A 15,395-nucleotide genomic window follows, 5' to 3' on the forward strand; every position below is an offset into this window, starting at 1 on the left:
AGACGGAAAGCTCATTGGCAATTGGATTGATGATCAAGAAGAGCTCGTTTGGGAAGGTTTGGATTACTCATGGGATAGAGCCAATTTCCCTTGGGGTTCAGCACAAAAAAGCGAACATAACCTATTGAATTTTGTTGATGATGAGGATGATGAGTTCAGCTGGAAAAGTTTAGATTATCCATGGAATGAAGCAAATGTTCCTTGGGTATCAGATCAAAAAAATGGGCGCGATATATTGATGGCGGATTGGTTTAAAGGTCGCACCCTTTATCTGGCTTTAAGAGATAACGATGATAAGCTGATTGGTTATCGAAGATGTAACATTGTCCAGCAAGTGACAAGAGTTTCAGATGGAGTTTACAGTCATTCAGGTCATCACTTTACACCCTTTATAAAGGGTACAAAAGTTTTGCTTGCTGCACGAACGCAATTTCATGATGTTGATAATAAACAAGCAGCATCTGTCTCTATTTTTGTTCATGCGACCCCTGCAAAACACATCTCGCCTGGCAAACTGTGGTTAAAACCTGATGAGCTTATTGGTGGCGTGGAGATTCTTAAAACCCCTATTTCTCTATCTTTACGTAAAGATATTCGTGAACAATTCAAAATTTTATTGAGGTTTTAATATGGAGCATGAAAGCGGTTTACCGTTTGCAATTGACCGATCTGTAGGTAAAGACGAGCAACAAAGTGTTGTATTTTATGGAGAGCGCCCTTTTATTCAAAGTGCAGAACTCAATGAAGTTCAAACCATTATTCGCGGCCGTCATGACCGTTTAGGAAGACTTGTGGCCAAAGAAGGTGACCGTATTGAGCGTGCAGATGCTTTTGTTGATCAAGAAAACAAAAAAGTTACTTTGACAGAGGGAAAGATCTTTATTGCAGGTGATATCTTCCCTGTATCAGAAGCCATTTTAGACAATATTCCCATGCTTGGACGTATGGAGATTGGTGTAAAGCTTCAAAAACAATGGATAACCCATGAAGATGATCCACAATTATTAGGTCAAATTCCAGGTACATTGGCAGAAGGTGAACCAGGAGCAGCAAGGGAAACAGCAAAGCTTGTATGGGCTTTGGAAAATGACGAACAAGAAGGTGCTTTCTTCCCTGTCTATGTATTGCAAGATGGCATTTTGATTGATCAAAAGCCCCCATCATTGTTAGAGCCTGCCTTGCAAGCCATTGCAACTTATGACCGTGCTCATGGGCATTACATTGTCAATGGTTGTCGAGTAACAGCCTTAGGGCAAAATGATGGCAAACAAATATTTAGTATAGAAGAAGGTGAAGCTAATATTAATGGTTTTAAACGCAAACGCCTTGCTGCTTTAAGACATGAAGAGCCAGAAGATTACTGTGAAGGTGTCGTGCCAAGTGAAACGCATCTGTTTACAAATAAGAAAACCAAAGCAGATAAATCAGAGGAGACAAGCTTTACTTTTGAAACTTATTATTTTCCTATTGCAGCTGTTCACTCTATTTTGCTCACAAAAGAAAAGACCACCAATGTCACCCGCGGTGCGGTAGCCTCAGGGCGTGATGGTGTTCCTGATAAAAGTATTGTGAGTTTTATAAAAGTCGTTCAAGGGGATAAGGAGTTTAAAGAAGGTGTAGACTTTAAAAAGACTGGTGATACGATTGACTGGTCTTTACTTGGTGATGAACCTAAAACAGGCAGCACTTATGAGGTCACCTATCATTATCGTACAAAGGTGGATGCCGATAAGATCACAGCGCGGGAAATTACTGTCTCAGATGGTGCTGAAGGTGGAGATATCATTGTCAGTTACACCTATAAACTCCCCCGTATTGACCGCATAGGTTTAAATTCTCAAGGTGATGTGGTTTATATTCAAGGGATTTCAGCAGACAATCCTATAGCACCTAGTGTTCCTGATGATATATTATCACTTGCAACGATCACAAATAATTGGCTTGATTATCCACGTGTAGATAATAATGGCACGCGTGTTGCCCCTTATGCTGAAATGTGGCGCTATTTTAACCGTGTTCTTGATCTTGATCGGTTGTTACAGCTTGAAAAGATTAAGAGTAATGTTGATTCAAAAGAACCTGTCTCTAAAAAAGGGATGATTGCCGATCCTTTTCTTGATGATAGCCTTCGCGATGAAGGAATCGAGCAAACAGGTGCAATAGGTCATGGCTTATTACGCCTTGCGATTGAGCCTACATTTTACTACGCTACCTTAAATGAGCCTGTTACCCTTGATTGGGAGAATGAAGTGATCATTGCGCAAGAGTTGATGACTGCTTGCGAGAAAATCAATCCTTATCAAAACTTTGATCCATTACCAGGCACACTTGCCCTCACCCCTGCAACTGACTTCTGGCGTGTTCAACGCACAGATTGGCTTTCAGGTGTAACAAATGAACTGTCTATGGGCAGTCGTCCTGGCGGTGGGCGTGAAACAGAAGTAAAGGATGAACTGGTCAGTACACATCAAGAGCAAATTGATTTCTTAAGGCAAATTGATCTCAACTTTAAGATTGAAGGCTTTGGTAAAAGAGAGGTTTTAGAAAGTCTAACATTTGATGGCGTTAGTGTTTTACCAAAGGAAACACTTGCTGCCAATGCTCAAGGCATTATTGAAGGGAAATTTAAAATTCCTAAAAATATCACAGCAGGAACAAAGAACGTCATTGCTGTTGGTAAAGGAAAAACGACGGCTACGGGCCTTTTTACGGGTCAAGGTACGATTGATGTGAAGGTTATGCGGCGTGTAACAACAGTGCGTGTATGGAAAAAATCTGATCCACAAGCGCATGTCTTTACACCTGATGAAACGCGGCAAATAACAGGCATTGATTTTCATATTTGCAAGATTGGCAATCGTTCCAATGATTTGATGATTGACTTAGTCACAACGGACAATGGCTATCCTACAGCTGACATTCAAGCACAAGCTTTCTATTCGATGAAAGAGGCTGAAACGGGATGGGCTGCAGCACGCTATAGTGTCCCATTGACAGTACAAAACGATCGCTTAACAGCTTTTGTCATTAAAACAGATGATGGCGATCATTCTGTTTCTCTTGCAAAACTTGGAGATTTTGATGAAGAAAACCAAAGATACGTCTCCAGTCATCCTTATATCACAGGACCTCGTTTTTCCTCTGTTAATGCACAAACATGGACAGCTCACCAAGATGAGGCCTTAGCATTTCGTGTACTTGCTGCTCGTTATACACAAACAGAAAAAACTGTCGATTTAGGTGAATTTGATCTTAAGGAATGTTCTGATTTACAGGTGCGTGCAGCAATTGAACTGCCCTCCAGTGAATGTTCTGTCATCTTTGAAATTGAACGCAACAACGGTACAATTTATCAACTCTTACCGTTCCAATTACTTAGTTTAACGGAATACATCAGTGAAAAAGTCCAGTTACGAGCCATTTTAAAAGGGACCGAGAAGCTATCGCCAGTGTTGTTTGCTCCCGTTGAATTGATTGCGGGTAAGATTAAAAAGGAAGCAACTTACGTCACACGTGCTTTTTCCTTTGGCGAAAAGTCGAGACTAACCAGCTATATTAAAACTTTTTTACCGGGTGGCTCAACTTTCAAAATGGAGATCCAGCTGGATGATGGTGATTTTACTTCTTTGAAATTAGAAGAAATAGAACAACTCCAACAACCACTTTGGACGGAACGTAAATTTGTAAGTGAAGACAAAACAGCTGAGCAAGCGCGTTTGAAACTGACATTGACTGGCGGTCCTGCTGCACGTTCCATGGTGAGTGATTTTGGTGCAGGAATTATGTAACAAGGGTTAATATAATGGCGAAAACAAAGAAATTAGGAATGGAATTACCATTAGAAGGTCGCTTTATCAGTGCTGAGTTTCCTATTTTACGTGAAAACCTGACAATCATTGACCAAGCCGTTTCTGATCTTGATGAAAAAGCAGATGGTAAAGCACCTTTACAGCACACTCATGTGATAAGTGAAGTAAGCGAACTTGAAGATGCGCTAAGTGGTAAGATGGCATCAGATAAAACCTTTGCTCTGATTGATTTAACTGATGTTAAAGGTGCTAAGAATGCAGCTGAAAATCATGTTTTATATAAATCAGGTAAGGATCGCTTTGCATTTGGCTCTGCTCTCTCACTCTTAGGCGAACATCAGCATACGATTGAAGATATTGTAGCTCTTGAGGAGTATGTAGAAAGCATCAACGAAGGATTAACAGGTTATGGGCGTTTGTCGGGTAAAAATGAATGGGAAGATACGAATGTTTTTAAAGGAAAAGTTAGTATTGAAGAAGGTGTTGAATTAACTGAAACCTCCTCTTTAACTTTGAAACAAAATGATAAAATAGTGACGAATTTAAACGCAACTGGAAGTTTACTCAAAGGACCTCTTAGGGTTGATAGTAAACTCGTTTATACCAAACCGCAATTGGATGAAGCTATGTCAAAAGAAATCGAAAAACTGAAACAGTCTCTAACTGATGAGAGTACGAGTTGCTCTAATCTTGCTGATGTTGAACTACTTATCACGCAAAGTATGAGAATCCAATGGCCATATTGGGTCACTGATAAAACCAAAGTTGAGATCCAAGCATGGGGCGGCGGCGGTGCCGGTGGTGGTGCAAATAGTGATGATTATCCAGGTGGCGGTGGCAGTGGTTGCGTTGTATGGTATGGTTATAAATCAAGCTTAAATGGACATGCGGATATCGTCATTGGTAAAGGGGGATCGGGAAGCAGTTCTGGAGGACACACAATTATAGGCAATAATTTTATTGCAGTTTCTGGTGGTGCTAGTGGCCGCTCAGGCGGTTCCAATTATTCAGGAGCTGGTGGTCCTGGGGGAGTTGGAGGAAACTTTGGCTTGGTAACTGATGAACGCCCCGGTCTTGTTAAAGGTTGTGATGGTTACGGTGGAGGGAGTGGACAATATAAAACAAGAAGTGGTTTTGGTGGTAATGCAGGTAATGCCATAAAAGGAGCTACTGGAGGACAAGGCACAGGTGCGCATCTTACAGGCTCTTCAGGTCGTGGATTTGGTGGTGGTGGTAGTGGTGCTCATGGAGCTAGTGGTACTAGTGGTAAAGGATCTGATGGCGCTGTCCTCATAAGACCATGGAAGAATTAATTAATGCTTTAAAGATTTTTACAAAGGAGTTTTTATGCAATACGCAGTTGTGGAAAATGGTGTGGTAACCAACATTATTGTTGCACCAGAGGATTATGTTTACCCATTTGAAGGTGAGGCCATTGTCTCAAATGAGGCCCAAATTGGTTGGACTTATAAAGATGGACAATTTTATCCTCCTGTTGATGAGGGAAGCGTTTTAGAGTCGTCTGTAGAGTCTGTGAAATAAATTGTATGAAAGGATAATCATCTAAGCTATAAGGCTTTCAAGAGGAATATTAAATTGTTGGTGCAAATTTTTAATCATACGCAGAGTTAATTTTCTTTTGCCGTTTAATATTTCATAAACACGATTTAAATGACCAATTGCAGGAACTAAATCTTTAGCACTCAAGTTCATTTGCTCCATTCTAAATTTAATTGCTTCAATTGGATGAGGAGGAGAAACAGAAAAATGTTCCGTTTCATAAGCCTCAATTAACAAAACAAGGATCTCCATTTTATCAAATTCTGAAGTATTCATTTCAGGTTGATTATCAAACATTGTAGATACAATTTCTAATGCTTTTTGATAATCTTCTTCAGTGCGAATGGGTTTGATATTCATTGCTAAAACTCCTTTAATTCTACAGTATTAGCATCAATAGCATCGTATTGTTTATGCGTTCCTATGAACTTTATATAAAGCCAACCTGCTGGATAAAAAATTGATACAATTAAGCGATAGTCATTGCCTTTAATATTAAAAGCAACGCGATTATTTTTTAGTATGCTCGCACTTTTATATTTCTCTTTAATATCATGAGGAGAACGCCACTGTGCATTTTTTGCTTCATCTACCCACGCTTTTAAAGGTTGCTCAGCATCAGGATGTTGTATCCAAAAAGTCTGAAGTGTGGAAATTTTAATAATCTTCATAAGGATATCCTGACTTTTTATTTAGATTAGTACCATTTTGGGACTAAGTCAAGATCTTTTAGAAATTTCTCCAAGGCCAAATAGATTTATTTGGCCTTTATTTTTTAATCAGCCAATCATTTTAAGGAGCACAAAGAATGGCATCAAGTTTTTTACATGGTGTTGAAGTCATTGAGAATGACGACGGCACACGTCCTATTACGCCAGTTCAATCGTCAGTTATAGGCATTGTAGGCACAGCACCCAATGCGGATGAGGACGTTTTTCCTCTTAACACACCGGTGTTAATATCGGGATCTCGTTCCAAAGCAGCCAAACTCGATAAATATAACTTAGGTAAAGGTACACTACCCAATGCTGTTGATCTGATTTTCAAACAAGCAGGTGCCATTGTTGTTGTGGTGCGAGTAGAAGAAGGCAAAGATGAAAACGAAACATTGACAAATGTTTTAGGTGGTGTCAATGCCAATGGCTCTTACGAAGGTATCCATGCTTTAGTAGGAGCACAATCCATTGTTGGGCAAACGCCACGCATTTTAATTGCCCCTGGTTTTACCCACAAACGTGCTGCTGGTGTGTCCGCTATAGGTGTCTCAAACGGAGGCAGTGGCTACACATACGCTACTGTTAAAATAGAAGGCAATGCTAAGGCGACAGCTTATGTTTCTGATGGAGAAGTGCAAAGTATTTCAGTTGATGAGAGTGGAAGTGATTATGAAAAAGAACCCCGCATCACCATTGAAGGTGATGGAGAAGGTGCCACAGCTATAACCATCATCGAAAAAATGTCTAATCCCGTAGCAGGAGAGCTGATTAGTATTGCTGAGCGTTTGCGTGCTATTGTTGTAATTGATGGACCAAACACAACGGATGAAAAAGCGATTGAAGCCAGCAAAGATTTTGATTCCAAACGTGCCATCATGGCTGACCCATTTGTAAGCGTCTTGCGTAATGGAAAAATTTCACAAGAACCATCAAGCTCAGTAGTTGCCGGTATTATTGCTAAAACAGATTTCACTCACGGTTTTTGGCATTCCCCTTCAAACAAAGTGATCAATAGCATTAGTGGCACAGCACGGCCCATTGATTTTGCCATTGGTGACAGTTCTAGTCGTGCTAATTTGCTTAATGAAAAGAATATCACAACAATCATTCGTGAGAATGGCTATCGTTTATGGGGAAATCGCACACTTTCATCAGATCCAAAGTTTGCTTTTATATCCGTGGTGAGAACTGCAGATATGATCAATGATGCCATTTTGCATGGGCATATGTGGGCAGTCGATCGAAATATCACAAAGACTTACATGAGTGATGTGAGTGAAAGCGTTAATGCTTATTTGCGTGACTTGAAAACACAAGGCGCCATTATTGAAGGGCGTTGTTATCCCGACCCAGAACTTAATACACCAAGCGCCATTGAAAGCGGAAAAGTCTATTTCAATGTCGAATTCCAACCAACCACGCCAGCAGAACGTATCACGTTCCGTTCGCGTATTGTTAATGATTACATAGAGGAGATCCTTTAATGATTATACCCAAATTACCAAGAGCTTTGAAGCATTTTAACATTTATGTTGATGGGATTCCCTATAGAGAAAAATGTGACAGTGTTACTTTACCAAACTTAAATTTCGTTGTTGAAAGTTTTCGTGCAGGTGGCATGGATGCGCCCATTGGAATTGAAATGGGAATGGAAGAGCTCACACTTTCTATGACTGTTGCAGATTGCTCTAAAGAACTTTTAAGGCTTTTGGGTAAATCCAATATTGATATTTCTCTGCGTGGGTCAGCTCAAGCGCAAGGCGCATCAGCAGAGAAAATTGTAATCTCCATGCGTGGATTTTGCAAAGGCTATGAATATGGCCAATGGCAGCCGGGCGCTAAGTCTACCACAACGATCAATTATACATTGAATTATTTCAAATATGTTCAAGGTGGAGATGAAATCGTTGAGATTGATATTCCCAACATGGTGAGAAAATTCGATGGCATTGATCAATTAAAAGAACATAGAGAAAATTTAGGATTATAAAATGATTAAACAACAAAACATTACTTATAAATTGTCTTTTCCTTTTACATTTGAAGACGAAGATTATACTGAAATCACCTTCCGTCCCATCACAATAAAAGACATAAAAATCACTAATAAAAAGAAAGAAGGCATTGATCAGGCAGCTGCTATGATCGCGCGTCTTTCTGGGTGGTCTTATGATGCTGTTGATGAACTTGACGCTCGTGACCTGAAAGGTATCTCAGAAATTTTGGAGGGTTTTACCGAGCGGCTGGATACCTAACCTGGGAAACAGCCGCTAAACTCATGGCCGACATTGCTGTCGTGTTTCATTGGCCCCCATCAGAGATGATGGAAATGGAACCTTAAGAGCTCTGGTTTTGGCGCAATGAAGCCGCGGAAAGGTATAAGAAAAAATGAGTAAAACAGTTGCAGATGCTAAGGTGCGATTGACCCTTGAAGACAAGATAACCGCACCCATTAAACGTATTCAAAAGCGTTTGACGCACTTATCAAATACATTAAGAGTCCCTCGCCTTATGGCTGCGACACGCAAAATGACAGCAAGCTTAAAAGGGGTCAACAATGCTCTTGGTACAGTAACCAACCGTGTTTCTATGTTATCAGGAGCATTAGGCCTTGCTGGTGGCGGTCTTGCTGCAAGCTTGACTGCAGTGACTATGAAAACCATGCATATGGGTGATAGTCTTCACCATGCATCGCGCCATTTAGGCATGAGCGTTAAGGATCTTCAGTTATGGGGAGATGCGGCAGATAATTCAGGTTATTCTGCCGAGAAATTCCAACAATCCCTGGCTGTTTTAAACAGGCGTTCAGCACAAACTTTAGCTGGACAAAGAAGAGGGATTATGGAGTTTCAGGCGCTTGGCATTTCTGTAAAAGATGCCTCTGGAAAGCTTAAATCAAACTCAGATCTATTGGAAGAAATTACCGATAAGATGAGTAAGATAGACAATCAAGCGCAAAGACAACATATCGCCGCCTTGCTTTTTGGCGGCGATGGTAAAGAAATGGCCGCCATGCTTTCGCAAGGTATGGAGCCCATTAAAGAGTTATTTGAAAAGGCAAAAAAGAGCGGTTGGCTTATGGGGGCCGATGTTGCCCACTATGCCGCAGATTTAAGTGATAAGCTCGGAGCCTTTAAGAAAAAACTGGGAGGTGTTGCTACTTTTATTGGCGCACACTTCATGCCGGTGATCAATGATATGATTGATGCCTTTTCAAAGCTGATTGATGAAAACCGTGATCTCATTCAAACAACTGTCGCAAATTGGGCGAAGATTGTAAGAAAAGCTATACAAGATTTATGTGATCCAACTTCTGAGTTAAGGCAAAACATCACAAATGTTACTGAAAGTATTAAAGGCTGGTTTAAATGGTTAGAGCCACTGACTGGCGAAATAAGCCTCTTTAAAATAGCTCTTGCAGCACTTGTTTCCTTCATTGTAGGGCCACTTATAGCAGCGATTGCTTCACTTACTGTGGCCTTTTTTACATTTGGTACAGCCGTTATGACAACACCTATTGGGTGGATTGCAGCAGCTATTATAGGGCTCATTGCAGCAGGAGTCGCGCTTTATGTTTATTGGGATAAAATCAAGAAATGGTTTAGTGCGCTATTAGATGGAATTTCAGATGCTTTTTATAAATTTGGAGCCATCATTATACTTCTACCCGGTGGTTGGATTATAGGGCTCATTGCAGGAATATATAAGCTTTATAAACATTGGGAAACGGTCAAAGCCTGGTTTATTTCAGCGCTCAATAAGATTTGCGATGCCTTTGTTAAGCTGGGTGACTTCATCATGAAGTATACGCTTATCGGTTATATCGTTAATGGTATTAAGAAGCTTGTTGCAACAGCTGTTTGGCTTTATGAAAATTGGGATGAAGTCATGGCCTCCTGTGGGCGGTTATGGGACTCTCTTGGGGAGACAATTAATCAATTTTTTGAATGGTTTTCTAATCTCAATTTATCTGAAGCCGGTTCCAATCTGATTATGGGCTTGTGGGATGGCATTAAAAGCAAATGGAATGCTATGGCACAATGGCTTCATGGTGCGGTGCAAAAATTAATGAGTTGGATGCCTGATTTTGTCAAAGACAAGTTAGGCTTCAACGTTACAGTAAGCAAAAGCACGACCGAGAGTTTAAAGAATCTCACACAAGAGACAACAACATACGCACAAAAGATTATTCATTCAACTGTTGTTCCAAACATCCCTCCTGAACAACGTGATTACAGAAATGGAGAATATGTTAACGATGGAGGCAAACAACCTTCCGTAGTGGTATTTCAAGCGCCTGAACCGATTATGCCATATAAGGAACATAATAATAAGCCCACTAATATTGATGCATCTATTACGATTAGCGGTTTAAACATCAATGGGGGCAACGGCTCTCCACAAGAGATCAGTGCTGCTATCAAAAAAGCTCTTGCAGATCAGGCTAGACAGCAACGTTTAGCGATTAACTCAAGTTTTTCGGATTAAGCATCATGATGTTAGCATTGGGGGATTTTATTTTTTCTGTTCAAACAGCTGCCTATCAAGAACTTGAGATGACTTATGATGTTCCATGGGTAGAACAAGGACGTCTAGGCAGTAAAGCAGCGTTTCAGTTGCCGGCCATTGCCAATGCAGAATATTCTCTATCAGGCGTGATTTATCCGGGTTTTAAGAGAAGTTATGGTCAGTTAAACAGACTACGGAGTATGGCTCATATGGGGCCACATTTGCTGGTCAGTGGAAAAGGCAAAATTTTCGGCAAATTTGTTATTCTTTCCGTAGATGAAAAACAGAGCTTTTTTCGTCTAAACGGGGATCCACGCAAGCAAGAATTCACATTACAACTTAGAGAATATGGTGGAGATGGAGGCATTTGGTGAGTGATATTTACGTTACCAAAGATGGAGATATGGTTGATGCCATTTGCTGGAAACACTATCCAAAGGGTCAGCAAGCACTGGCTGTTGAGCGTGTTTATACAGTTAATGATGGACTTGCAAATCTTGGACCAATTTTAAAAGCGGGGGTCACAATTGTTTTGCCTTCCCTACCCTATCCTCAAGCAACACCCGTCATTAAGCTCTGGGGGAGTAAACAATGAAACCTTTCTGCAGAGTAATGTCTAATGGCGAGGATGTCACAAAAGTTTTGATGGATTATGTTTTATCCATTGAAATAACCGATGAAGCAGAAGACAAAAGTGACCGGATCACCATAGAGCTCGATGACCGTGCTCGTATCAGTGATAATGGTTTTTTAGAGATCCCTTTAATTGGGACAGTTCTTTCTATAACACTTGGCTATGAAGACGGTAAAGCGCGTGACATGGGATCCTACCTGATTGATGAAATATCTGTCAGCAGTCCACCACAAAGTTTAAGTGTGACGGGACGAGCGGCTTCTATGAATACATCTTACCGAACTCCAAAAAGCCAGTCTTATCATCAGACAACACTAGGCAAGATCATTCAAGAAATAGCAACGCGCAATGGCTATATTCCCGAGGTTGATCCTTCTCTTGCAAAGATTGTCGTACGTCACATTGATCAAACGGGTGAAAGCGATATGGCTTTTGCAGCACGTCTTGCTGCAGAATATGACGCTGTAACAAAACCTATGGATAGCAGACTTGTTCTGGCCAAACGTGGTGAAGGCAAGGCTACCACTGGAGAGATGTTGCCTGTGGTCGCTATTCATGAAAGGATGTGTAGCTCTTGGGATTTTAAATATAGTGCACGTGATGAAGCAGGTGAAGCACAGGGCTTAACACCAGGTGAAGGAGATGATCAAAAAGCTGCATCAGCAGCACAAAACCCAGAGATAATTGAAGAGTATGATGAAGGTGTTATTCATATGGATGAATCCCCTTTGCGTTCATTAGCTCGGTCAGCAAAACCACTTCAAAAACAAGACAAAGTTGAAAAGCAAGAGGAAGAAAAAAAAGGAGGTGTGATAGCAACCTATCATGATTTACGCAGTGGTGAAAAGAAAGAGGTCAAAACCGGTCAGGCGCCTTTTCATGAATTAAAATATACCTACCACAATCAATCAGAAGCCGTTGCTGCTATTGCCGCTTATCGTAATAAATCATCACGTGGTAAAGCTACCTTTTCGTGTGATATGGGCGGAGATCCGTTCATTCAATCTGAAATGAAGCTTATTCAAACACCACCTTTCCGTCCTTACATCCCCGAGCAATGGCGCATTAAAAGCGTCAAACATAAGTTGGATACAGCAGGCGGTTATACAACAAGCATAGAGTGTGAGCTGTTTAATGAAGAGCAAGAGAATACGGCGCAAAACGTCATAAACACTACACCAGATAAAGATGACACAATAGATGATAACGCCCCGCCTCATGCTTCTGATGAAGGTGAAGGTGTTATTCATATGGAAAAGGAAAATACATGACAGAGATTGTAGAGAAATTACTCAATGGTGACTGCAAAACACGCACGAAAGGTCTGATTAAATCCTTAGCACAAGAGATCGGGTGTGAAGAAGCTGTAATTGCTGCGATTGTTTCTGTTGAGTCAGCTGGTAAAGGTTTTGATGATGAACGGCGTGTAAAAGTACTTTTTGAAAAATATCAGTTTTATAAGAATTTACCCCCTCATAAGCGTAAACAAGCTGTCAAAGAAGATCTTGCTAGAAAGGAATGGATAAGCATCCAAGATGGGGGATATAAAGAACAAAAAACCAATACTCAAGCTTTAGAATTGCTCATTGCAGCTATGACCATTGATGAAGAAGCTGCTTTAAAATCTGCTTCTTATGGTGCAGGTCAAATTTTGGGAAGTAATTATGGTATGCTTGGTTGGAAAAGTGTTCAAGATTTTGTTACCAGCATGTGTTCGTGTGAAGATGAACAAATAAAAGCAATGTTTACTTTTTTCAAAAAACGTGGCCTTGCTTCAAGTTTACGAGACAAGGATTTTAATGCCATTGCGCGTGCTTACAATGGAAGTGGTATGGTCGAAGAATATGGCCGACGCATGCGTAGTGCTTATTGTGCCCTCACAAAAAAAACAGCAGCAGTCAGTAATCCTATTCGTGCCACTGGTTTACGACTAGGATGCAAAGGTTACCGTGTTGAAGCACTGCAAAAACGTCTCAATGATCTTGGTTATCCTGTTGCAATTGATAGTGATTATGGACCAAATACACGCAGTGCAATCTTTGCTTTTCAAGCTGATCATAATTTAGAGGTTGATGGTGTTGTTGGCGCTAAAACTCAAGCAGCGCTAGATGTGGCCACTCCAATGATTAGCCCCCGTCGGTCTGGTGTAAGCATGGCTTATTTAAGAAAGAAGGGTACAAACATTATCAAAGATGCAGATAAAACCGAAATGGTAGGTAAAGCTGTTGTTGCCGGTTCAACTCTCATGGGAGCAGAACAAATGGGAGTATTTGATAATCTCAAACTCTGGACAGGAAAAATGAGTGCTCTTGTAGAGCCACTTGCTCACATTGGCAAAGCAATTTCAGATCATTGGTGGATTGGCGCTATTTTTATAGGTTTAATTGTTGTGGTTGTCTCAGGTCGCGTCAAAAAAGCTTATCTAAACGCTTACAAAAAAGGCAGAGCTATCTAGGAAGTTAGTTTAAGCAAAAAGGAGAGCCGTGAGTGAAAAAATATTTGGCGATTGCAATAACAACATCCGTCACTTTTTTTATAGCTTTAGCAAAGGCCTTTCGTCTTGGAAAGAAAGTTGAACAACACAAACAAACAGAGGAATCTTTAAAGGCAGCTACAACAAGGTTAGAAATAGAAAATGAAATTAATAAGAAACATGACGATGATATACGTGCTGCTCTTTCTAACTGGGTGCGCGACAAATAAATACACTTCTTGTGTCGGGTGGTTGCCTATTTATTTGGATAGAAAAGATCTCAATGCGATCAGTTCAAACTTAGCGCGAGACATTTTAAAACATAATGAGCACGGTAAACAGTTATGTGAGTGGAAGCCTGTTAACAAGAATTCAAATCGTTCCTGATACAAATGTAGCCCACTGTTCTAAGAGATCATGTCGTTGTTCTAAAAAATCTGTTCGCATGTAAGCTTTTGTCACTGAACTACCAACTGAATGAGCAAGGACAGTTTCGGCAATCTCAAATGGTGTTGATGTTGTTTCTGCTATCCAGTCTCGCAAACTTGAGAGAAAACCATGAGGACGATACTTTAAGCCACAAGATGCCATATACTTTGCCATACTTGCAGCATAAATCGGTGTGCCTTTAAGACCAGAAAATAGAAAACCATTTTTTTCAAAGAGGAGAGCTTTTTCAATGACTCTTAAAGCTTCACCACTTAGCGGTACACGAAAGTCTGAAACTTTTCCCACAATACCCTTCATATTTTCTTTTGGTATCGTCCATATATTTTTATCAATTTGCTCAAGACGCAAATATCGCAAGGGATACGACCGTACTCCAGTCAAAATCAATAATTTCAGTGCTAAATTTGAAAGGAGATCATCATTTAAGTTTTGATAAAAAGCCGGAACTTCCCGCCATGGCATAGCAGGAATATTTGTTGATATAGCGCGTGACTTTCCCAAAAGAGCGCGTGCTTTCATACAAGCCTGTAAATCAACATCCAAGCCAAGAGCAGCAGCGTATTTCAAGCAAATATTGATACGATTAAGTGCTTTTTGCGCTGTATCTCCCTTTTTATGCCAAAGTGGAGCAAGAACATTGCGAATAATATTCGCTGTTAATTTTTCTATAGGAAGATTGCCTATATGTGGAATAACGTGTAACTCTAGTGGAGAAAACCAACGACCATTTTTACCTTCATTTTTTAACTCAGCTTTTTTACTCTCAAAAGCTGCTTGAGCAATTTCTTGAAAAACATTACTTTGCTGCCTTAAAATGCTTTGTTCTCGAAACACAATAGGATCATTGCCATCTTTAAGAATATCGCTATAATGTTTAGCAAGCTCGCGTGCTTCTTTTAAAGAAATTTTGGTAACAGAACCAAGCCCCATTTCACGGCGTTTATTGCGGTATGTATAACGAAAAAACCAAGCGCGTGTATTGTCTTTTCGAACATTCAACCACAAACCTGCTCCATCACAATGCTTGCCCTGAGGAGATGTCTTTACAAAGGATGCTGATAACCTATGAATCGCCCTCACTTAACTCTCCTTTCTAGACCACCTTTAAGTCCACCTTTATTTTTTGATATTAGATTTTTTATTTAATCATTAATTTTCTTACTGCATCATAAAAAGCTATATATAGCAACACGTCTTTGCACTATTTTATGTGATTGGATTCTACTTGCTAAAATATACTTCGC

Annotated in this window: 16 protein-coding genes and 1 pseudogene; 14 read left to right on the top strand and 3 right to left on the bottom strand. The window is 40.3% G+C overall.

The genetic code is table 11. The features are described 5' to 3' along the window. The 4 genes and pseudogenes from GGR10_RS04370 to GGR10_RS04385 all read left to right on the top strand — a co-directional run. A pseudogene (locus GGR10_RS04370) lies at positions 1-628 on the top strand (phage tail protein); the annotation flags it as partial. 1 nt (position 629) lies between these two features. Further along, positions 630-3,788 (top strand): DUF4815 domain-containing protein, encoded by a 3,159-nt coding sequence (locus GGR10_RS04375; RefSeq protein ID WP_182480100.1) that lies wholly within the window; start codon positions 630-632, stop codon positions 3,786-3,788. Positions 3,789-3,802: 14 nt separating this feature from the next. After that, the gene (locus GGR10_RS04380; RefSeq protein WP_182480101.1) at positions 3,803-5,122 is read left to right on the top strand and encodes a Bgr_08870 family protein; all 1,320 of its coding nucleotides are present in this window, start codon (positions 3,803-3,805) and stop codon (positions 5,120-5,122) included. A 34-nt stretch (positions 5,123-5,156) separates the two neighbouring features. After that, the gene (locus tag GGR10_RS04385; protein WP_182480102.1) at positions 5,157-5,351 is read left to right on the top strand and encodes a hypothetical protein; all 195 of its coding nucleotides are present in this window, start codon (positions 5,157-5,159) and stop codon (positions 5,349-5,351) included. 21 nt (positions 5,352-5,372) lie between these two features. Here the strand turns inward: GGR10_RS04385 and GGR10_RS04390 are convergent, their stop codons facing one another. Together GGR10_RS04390 and GGR10_RS04395 are read right to left on the bottom strand one after the other, a co-directional pair. Then, positions 5,373-5,729 (bottom strand): helix-turn-helix domain-containing protein, encoded by a 357-nt coding sequence (locus tag GGR10_RS04390; RefSeq protein WP_078690071.1) that lies wholly within the window; start codon positions 5,727-5,729, stop codon positions 5,373-5,375. 2 nt (positions 5,730-5,731) lie between these two features. Then, positions 5,732-6,040 (bottom strand): type II toxin-antitoxin system HigB family toxin, encoded by a 309-nt coding sequence (locus tag GGR10_RS04395; protein ID WP_182480103.1) that lies wholly within the window; start codon positions 6,038-6,040, stop codon positions 5,732-5,734. Between the two features lie 137 nt (positions 6,041-6,177). Between GGR10_RS04395 and GGR10_RS04400 the strand changes: the two genes are divergently transcribed. From GGR10_RS04400 to GGR10_RS04445, 10 genes are read left to right on the top strand one after another with little or no spacing between them, the layout of a single operon-like run. Then, positions 6,178-7,569, top strand: a complete 1,392-nt coding sequence (locus tag GGR10_RS04400; protein ID WP_182480104.1) for a phage tail sheath C-terminal domain-containing protein — start codon at positions 6,178-6,180, stop codon at positions 7,567-7,569. Further along, positions 7,569-8,075: a phage major tail tube protein gene (locus GGR10_RS04405; protein WP_182480105.1), complete on the top strand. Its 507-nt coding sequence runs from the start codon at positions 7,569-7,571 to the stop codon at positions 8,073-8,075. Before GGR10_RS04400 ends, GGR10_RS04405 begins: the two co-directional genes overlap by 1 nt. 1 nt (position 8,076) lies before the next feature. Continuing rightward, positions 8,077-8,340, top strand: coding sequence for a phage tail assembly protein (locus GGR10_RS04410; protein ID WP_182480106.1), 264 nt, complete (start codon positions 8,077-8,079; stop codon positions 8,338-8,340). 23 nt (positions 8,341-8,363) lie between these two features. Further along, entirely contained in the window at positions 8,364-8,426 is a 63-nt protein-coding gene (locus GGR10_RS07025; protein ID WP_182480218.1) for a GpE family phage tail protein, read from the top strand. 47 nt (positions 8,427-8,473) lie between these two features. Further along, the gene (locus tag GGR10_RS04420; RefSeq protein WP_182480107.1) at positions 8,474-10,573 is read left to right on the top strand and encodes a phage tail tape measure protein; all 2,100 of its coding nucleotides are present in this window, start codon (positions 8,474-8,476) and stop codon (positions 10,571-10,573) included. 5 nt (positions 10,574-10,578) lie between these two features. Continuing rightward, entirely contained in the window at positions 10,579-10,968 is a 390-nt protein-coding gene (locus GGR10_RS04425) for a phage tail protein (RefSeq protein WP_182480108.1), read from the top strand. Continuing rightward, a complete protein-coding gene (locus tag GGR10_RS04430; RefSeq protein WP_182480109.1) occupies positions 10,965-11,189 on the top strand; it encodes a tail protein X in 225 nt (74 codons plus the stop codon). The genes GGR10_RS04425 and GGR10_RS04430 overlap by 4 nt, the downstream gene beginning before the upstream one ends. Next, a complete protein-coding gene (locus GGR10_RS04435) occupies positions 11,186-12,499 on the top strand; it encodes a contractile injection system protein, VgrG/Pvc8 family (protein WP_182480110.1) in 1,314 nt (437 codons plus the stop codon). Before GGR10_RS04430 ends, GGR10_RS04435 begins: the two co-directional genes overlap by 4 nt. Then, on the top strand, positions 12,496-13,683 hold the full coding sequence (locus tag GGR10_RS04440; protein WP_182480111.1) for an N-acetylmuramidase domain-containing protein: 1,188 nt from the start codon (positions 12,496-12,498) through the stop codon (positions 13,681-13,683). The genes GGR10_RS04435 and GGR10_RS04440 overlap by 4 nt, the downstream gene beginning before the upstream one ends. 32 nt (positions 13,684-13,715) lie before the next feature. Then, positions 13,716-13,931, top strand: coding sequence for a hypothetical protein (locus tag GGR10_RS04445; protein WP_010703951.1), 216 nt, complete (start codon positions 13,716-13,718; stop codon positions 13,929-13,931). Positions 13,932-14,073: 142 nt separating this feature from the next. Here GGR10_RS04445 and GGR10_RS04450 read toward each other — a convergent pair whose 3' ends face one another. Next, entirely contained in the window at positions 14,074-15,231 is a 1,158-nt protein-coding gene (locus GGR10_RS04450) for a tyrosine-type recombinase/integrase (RefSeq protein ID WP_182480112.1), read from the bottom strand. Between the last annotated feature and the right edge of the window lie 164 nt (positions 15,232-15,395).

The organism is Bartonella chomelii (assembly GCF_014138465.1).
GTDB classification, from domain to species: Bacteria; Pseudomonadota; Alphaproteobacteria; order Rhizobiales; family Rhizobiaceae; genus Bartonella; species Bartonella schoenbuchensis.

Excerpts from the sequence above, each read along its gene's own strand:
- GGR10_RS04375 (WP_182480100.1), top strand. The coding sequence starts at position 630 with ATGGAGCATGAAAGCGGTTTACCGTTTGCAATTGACCGATCTGTAGGT.
- GGR10_RS04420 (WP_182480107.1), top strand. The coding sequence starts at position 8,474 with ATGAGTAAAACAGTTGCAGATGCTAAGGTGCGATTGACCCTTGAAGAC.
- GGR10_RS04390 (WP_078690071.1), bottom strand. The coding sequence starts at position 5,729 with ATGAATATCAAACCCATTCGCACTGAAGAAGATTATCAAAAAGCATTA.
- GGR10_RS04425 (WP_182480108.1), top strand. The coding sequence starts at position 10,579 with ATGATGTTAGCATTGGGGGATTTTATTTTTTCTGTTCAAACAGCTGCC.
- GGR10_RS04435 (WP_182480110.1), top strand. The coding sequence starts at position 11,186 with ATGAAACCTTTCTGCAGAGTAATGTCTAATGGCGAGGATGTCACAAAA.
- GGR10_RS04440 (WP_182480111.1), top strand. The coding sequence starts at position 12,496 with ATGACAGAGATTGTAGAGAAATTACTCAATGGTGACTGCAAAACACGC.
- GGR10_RS04400 (WP_182480104.1), top strand. The coding sequence starts at position 6,178 with ATGGCATCAAGTTTTTTACATGGTGTTGAAGTCATTGAGAATGACGAC.
- GGR10_RS04385 (WP_182480102.1), top strand. The coding sequence starts at position 5,157 with ATGCAATACGCAGTTGTGGAAAATGGTGTGGTAACCAACATTATTGTT.
- GGR10_RS04410 (WP_182480106.1), top strand. The coding sequence starts at position 8,077 with ATGATTAAACAACAAAACATTACTTATAAATTGTCTTTTCCTTTTACA.
- GGR10_RS04380 (WP_182480101.1), top strand. The coding sequence starts at position 3,803 with ATGGCGAAAACAAAGAAATTAGGAATGGAATTACCATTAGAAGGTCGC.
- GGR10_RS04405 (WP_182480105.1), top strand. The coding sequence starts at position 7,569 with ATGATTATACCCAAATTACCAAGAGCTTTGAAGCATTTTAACATTTAT.
- GGR10_RS04395 (WP_182480103.1), bottom strand. The coding sequence starts at position 6,040 with ATGAAGATTATTAAAATTTCCACACTTCAGACTTTTTGGATACAACAT.